This is a genomic window from Mycobacterium sp. E1715, from assembly GCF_001667625.1.
Classification (GTDB): Bacteria; Actinomycetota; Actinomycetes; order Mycobacteriales; family Mycobacteriaceae; genus Mycobacterium.
Map to the genome: position 1 here is coordinate 1 of NZ_LZJJ01000062.1, position 4,793 is coordinate 4,793.

Below are 4,793 nucleotides of genomic sequence, written 5' to 3' on the forward strand. Positions count from 1 at the left end.
ATCACCGCGGCAACGATACCGTCGCTCAGGGCCACGCCGAGGCGAAGGTGACCACCAGGACGTCGCGCTGGGCGGGGCCCGAGCCGTCGATCGGGCGGATCGGGGAGACGCCGTGCAGGGTGCGGCGGTCGTCGCCCAACATCAGCGTGCCGGGTTCGGCCAGCGTCGTCGCCAGCAACTGCCTGCCGTCGAGGTCATTCACCGTGCTCTCGCCGCCGATGGCGTTGCGCCGCCCGACCAGCAGTGAGCTGACCAGGGTGACGCCGTCGCGGTGCATGCCCTCCGGCGTCGGATGGCCGCCGTCGTCGGACAACGACCGGACGCGGAACGGATGCACCTTGACGTTCCAGTCCGCGACGTCGTCCAGCGCCGCCGCCACTCGGGCCAGCAGGTCGATGATCCTGCGCAGCAACGGATCCCGGGCGAAAGCGTCGGTCAGCGGCTCGAAGTCGCGGTCCTTGCCGATGTAGAGGGGGTTGGAGTCCTCGGGCTGCGCGAACGTGCTCCTGGGCACCGGGCGCAGCGCACCGTCGCGAAAGGAGTACTGGCCGTACCGGCGCAGCCGCTGCACCCCCAGCTCCGCGGCGTACGGGTCGGGTCCCAGCTGCTGCCAGTGCCGGGCGAATCGGGTCCACTCCTCGCGGCCGGCGCCCAGGCTCCGCGTCACGTCGAGTGAGGACATCACCGCGACGCCTCGCGTGGCGACCAGGCGGGCCGCGGCGGCCACCGGGTCGGCGTCCGCCCGTTTCGCGGAAAGCGTCCGGGTCATCGCGCCGGAATACCGCAATCAGGCGCGGCTGAAACGCCCGGACTACCAGTGCACCCCGGGCACCCGGCGCACCAACCGTTTGACTCCCCGCGGCGTCCGGATGCCGCCGGTGACGGCGCGGACGGGCCGCCTCGGCTTGCGCCGCGGCGGGGGCGCGGCGGGCGGCTCGGTGGGCAGTCCGCGGGCCGCGGCCGAGTCGGGGTAACCGAGGTACAGCTGGTGCAGGATCCGCCTGGACGTCCGCGGGGCGAAGTAGTTGCCGGCCTCGGCCAGCGTTCCGAGGGGGGTGTCGATGCGCGCCGGCTTGTCGACCAGGCCGCGCACCACCATGGCGGCCGCGCGCTCGGGGCTGATCGCGGGCACCGGGTTGAGCCGGTGCGACGGCGCGATCATCGGCGTACGGACCAGTGGCATATGGATATTGGTGAACGTGATGTGGTCGGACAGCGTCTCCGAGCCGACCACGTCGGCGAACGCGTCCAGCGCCGCCTTGGTGGGCAGGTACGAGCTGTACTTCGGATTGCGGGCCTGCACGCCGGCGCTGGAGACGTTGACCACATGACCGAAGCGGCGCTCGCGCCAGTGCGGCAGCAGCGCCAGCACCATCCGCACCGCGCCGAAGTAGTTGACCGCCATCACCCGCTCGTAGTCGTGCAGCCGGTCGGTCGAGTTGACCACCGAGCGGCGGATCGACCGGCCGGCGTTGTTCACCAGGTAGTCGACGTGGTCGAAGCGGCCCAGGATGTCCTTGATGGTGTGCTCGACCGAGGTGGAATCGGTGACGTCGCAAGTGAAGGCGTGGGCGTCACCGCCGGCTGCGCGGATCTCGGCGACCAGTTGATCCAGCGCGTCGGCGTTGCGGGCCAGGGCGAACACCGTCGCCCCGCGCTCGGCCACCGCGATGGCCGCCGCCCGGCCGATGCCGCTGGACGCGCCGGTGATGATGACATGCCGGCCGTGCAGCGGCCCGTGCGGGTCGTCGCGGCGCGCCCGGTCCGGGTCCAGGTGCTCGGCCCAGTACCGCCACAGCCCGGGCGCGTAACTGGAGAACTCGGGCACCTCGATGCCCGTGCCGCGCAAGGCTTTCCGGGTCTGGTCGCTGATGAAGGTGGGCTTGAGGTCGACCAGGTCGAAGACCTCGGCCGGGATACCGAGCTGGGTGGCCGCCATGTTGCGCAGCACCCTGGCCCGCCCGCGCACCTTCAGCACCGGGGCGGCCACCGAGCCGGGCAGCGACCCGCGCGCCGGCGGGAGCCCGGCCGCCTTGGCGACGCCGCGGTAGATGCCCCGCAGCCCAACGGTTTTGGGGGCGGTGAGGTGGAAGGCGCGGCCGTCCAGACCGTCGGCGTGCATCAGCGCCACGAGCGCGTCGACGACGTAGTCGACCGGCACGATGTTGGTGCGGCCGGTGTCGGGGAGCATGATCGGCGTCAACCTGGGCAGCACCGCCAGCTTGGCCAGCACGCCGAAGAAGTAGTACGGCCCGTCGATCTTGTCCATCTCGCCGGTGCGCGAATCGCCGACCACCACCGCCGGGCGGTAGATCCGATAACGCAGCCCGGGCGCCGACCGCACCAGCAACTCGGCCTCGAACTTGGTCCGGTGATACGGGGTCGGCAACGGCTGGCCGACATCGAAGTCGTCCTCGGTGTATTCGCCGGGGAAGTCCCCCGCGACCGCGATCGAGGACACGTGGTGCAGCGTCGCGCCGAGCCGCCGCGCCAGCTCGATGACGGCGCGGGTCCCCTCGACATTGGTGGCCCGCTGCTCGGCCTCGCCGGCGGTGATGTCGTAGATGGCCGCGCAGTGCACGACGTGGTCGATGGTGCCCAGCTCGGCGAGGGTCTCGTCGGTCAGCTCCAGCTCCGGCAGCGCCCCGACCAGCGGTTTGGCCCGGTCACTCCACTCGGCCGCGAGCCGTTCGAAACGCCCCAGCGACTCCCGCCGGACCAGCACCCACACCTGCGCATCGGGTTGGGTGTCCAGCAGCCGGGCGACGACGCGGCGACCAATAAACCCGGTACCGCCGGTAACGACATACCGCATGCAGCCATCGTGGCGGTCGCGACCGCCCGCGTCAACTGTGGCGATCGCGAGCGCGGCGACGCGGGGCGTGGCGGGTCGCCACTGTCAGCCCTGTGGCGGGCTGTGGGGATTGTCAGTTGTGGAAGTCGCGAATGCCGTCCCAGTCCACCAGGGTCCAGCCGTTCATCGGGTTGCCGGTGATCACCACGCGGCCGACGTTGGGCAGGGGATGGCTGGTCAGCAGTGAGTCCTTGGCGTTTTTCGCGTTCATCAGCGTCCAGTACTCGATGGCGAATTTGTGCGAGAACACCACCGGGTTGTGCTGGCCGCTGTTGTAGACCTTTGCGATTGCGGCGGTGAATTGTTCGTTGAACTGCTTGCCGCTGATCGACCCGGGGATGCTGTCCTGCGTGTCGCCCCGGAGCCAGTCCGCGGGCGCCAGCAGGTACGTCGCATTCTCCTGGGCGATCGGCTTGCCCTCGAACCAGCCCGCGTTGATCTCCTGAATGCCCTGCAGCACCTCGACTTGCTTGCCCAGCTCCGAGGCCAGCGGCGCTGCGGTCTGCTGTGTCCTGACCATCGTGGAGGCGTAGATGCCGTCGTAGTCCTTATGGCCCGCCTGGTGCGCGACCTGCTGGGCCTGACCCTGGCCCTCCGGGGTCAGGCTGGGCCCCGGCACCGAGGTGTCGATGATCCCGCTCGCGTTGGATGCCGACTGGGCGTGCCGGATGAACGTGATCGTGATGCTGCGTGCCTGCGGTGACCCACCGCAGGCCCCGACGACGAGGACCGCGGTCAGCGCCGCGACGGCCTTCGAGACATTCCGGATCACGCTGCGCTTCGGCATGGCAAATAGCCTGCCCTGCCGACGGCATCGGTGGGAAGGGTTTGCGATGGTTAAGTGGAGAAATTACTTGCGAAGGAGACTCAGATGGCGATTGACCCGAGTGCCGTCGGCGCGGTGACCGAACCGATGCTGTTCGAGTGGACCGACCGGGACACGCTGCTGTATGCGCTCGGCGTCGGCGCCGGCCTCGACGACCTGTCGTTCACCACCGAGAACAGCCACGGCATCGAGCAGCAGGTGCTGCCCACCTACGCGGTGATCTGCTGCCCGGCCTTCGGGGCAGCCGGCAAGGTGGGAACGTTCAACTGGGCCATGCTGTTACACGGCTCGCAGGAAATCCGGCTGCACGCGCCGTTGCCGGCCGCGGGGAAGCTGTCGGTGGTCACCGAGGTCGCCGACATCCAGGACAAGGGCGAGGGCAAGAACGCGATTCTGGTGTTGCGCGGCCGGGGCACCGACCCGGATTCGGAGAAGCTGATCGCCGAGACGCTCACCACCCTGGTGATCCGCGGCGAGGGCGGATTCGGCGGCGTGCCGGGCCAGCGCCCGGTGGCCCCGGAGATCCCGGACCGCGAACCCGACGCCCGGGTCGCCCTGCCCACCCGGGAGGATCAGGCGTTGATCTACCGGCTCTCCGGTGACCGCAACCCGCTGCACAGCGACCCGTGGTTCGCCCGCGAGCTCGCCGGCTTCCCCAAGCCGATCCTGCACGGCCTGTGCAGTTACGGGGTCGCGGGCCGCGCGCTGGTCGCCGAGCTCGGCGGCGGGACCGCCGCCAACGTCACCTCGATCGCCGCGCGGTTCACCTCGCCGGTGTTTCCCGGCGAGACGCTGACCACGCTCATCTGGCGCACCGAGCCGGGCAAGGCGGTGTTTCGCACCGAGGCCTCGGGGGCCGAGGGCAGCGGCCCGCGGGTGGTCCTCGACGACGGCGCCGCGGAATACCTACAGGCTTAGGGCGATAGCTTGCGCGCCAGGCGGGCGGTGAACTCGCCGGCCTGCGCGGGGCTGTCCAGCGCGAATCGCGCCGCGGTGGCGCGGTCGCCGTCGTCGTAGTGCCGCACCAGGATTGGCACGCCGCCGTCGCCGACCGCGTCGAACGCGTCCTCGTCGGTGATGTCGTCGCCGAGGTAGACCGGGGTCCGGGCGCCG

General features: G+C 70.5%; 5 protein-coding genes. 1 reads left to right on the forward strand and 4 read right to left on the reverse strand.

Annotated elements, in window-relative coordinates; all coding sequences use genetic code 11:
• Positions 1-25 precede the first annotated feature (25 nt).
• From A9X03_RS03535 to A9X03_RS03545, 3 genes are all read right to left on the reverse strand, one after another.
• A complete protein-coding gene (locus A9X03_RS03535) occupies positions 26-769 on the reverse strand; it encodes a 2OG-Fe dioxygenase family protein (protein ID WP_068259711.1) in 744 nt (247 codons plus the stop codon).
• 42 nt (positions 770-811) lie between these two features.
• Positions 812-2,815, reverse strand: a complete 2,004-nt coding sequence (locus A9X03_RS03540) for an SDR family oxidoreductase (protein ID WP_068259714.1) — start codon at positions 2,813-2,815, stop codon at positions 812-814.
• Positions 2,816-2,927: 112 nt separating this feature from the next.
• The gene (locus A9X03_RS03545; protein WP_067751465.1) at positions 2,928-3,641 is read right to left on the reverse strand and encodes a histidine phosphatase family protein; all 714 of its coding nucleotides are present in this window, start codon (positions 3,639-3,641) and stop codon (positions 2,928-2,930) included.
• A gap of 84 nt (positions 3,642-3,725) precedes the next feature.
• On the opposite strand from A9X03_RS03545, the gene A9X03_RS03550 reads away from it, so the two are divergent.
• Positions 3,726-4,598 carry a MaoC family dehydratase gene (locus A9X03_RS03550; protein WP_068259717.1) on the forward strand — a complete coding sequence of 291 codons (873 nt, stop codon included), beginning with the start codon at positions 3,726-3,728 and terminating at the stop codon, positions 4,596-4,598.
• Here the strand turns inward: A9X03_RS03550 and A9X03_RS03555 are convergent.
• A partial coding sequence (locus A9X03_RS03555; protein WP_304528474.1) for a trehalose-phosphatase occupies positions 4,595-4,793 on the reverse strand: 199 nt, incomplete at its 5' end. The two genes, A9X03_RS03550 and A9X03_RS03555, sit on opposite strands and share 4 nt — an antisense overlap.